This is a genomic window from Mesorhizobium sp. M2E.F.Ca.ET.209.01.1.1 (genome assembly GCF_004010375.2).
In the GTDB taxonomy this organism is placed as follows: Bacteria; Pseudomonadota; Alphaproteobacteria; order Rhizobiales; family Rhizobiaceae; genus Mesorhizobium.
Map to the genome: position 1 here is coordinate 1 of NZ_SADP02000347.1, position 387 is coordinate 387.

1 protein-coding gene is annotated in these 387 nt (G+C 63.8%); it reads left to right on the forward strand.

Going from position 1 to position 387, the window contains the following annotated elements:
• On the forward strand, window positions 1-387 hold a 387-nt coding region (locus EN852_RS41260), incomplete at both ends, for an SGNH hydrolase domain-containing protein (RefSeq protein ID WP_281407834.1).

Sequence of the window (387 nt, forward strand, 5' to 3'; positions counted from 1 at the left end):
TGGCGGTTCGTCGAGGAACCCCTTCGCCGTCTGCGGGCGCCTCCATCCAGGGCATGTGCCGCCGGTGTTGCCGCTGCGGTGATAGTTTGCCTGAGCGGCAATGCGATCTTCGAAGCCGGCGGTTTCACCAGCAGGATTCCGAAAGAAGCCGAGGCAATGCGCAGCCTCGAGGTGATGTGGGACTGGCCGTGTCCACAGACGGTCGTCATTCCTGAACTGGGCAGCACGTTTTGCGCGTTTGGGGCGCCCTGGGGCAAAGCGAGACATCACGCCGTCCTGTGGGGCGATAGCCACGCCGAACACCTCGCCCCGCTGTTCGATGCTGCCGGCCAGCACGAGAATACCGCCTTCTTTCTTTATCGCGCGTGCCCGGCCGCATTCGGAGAA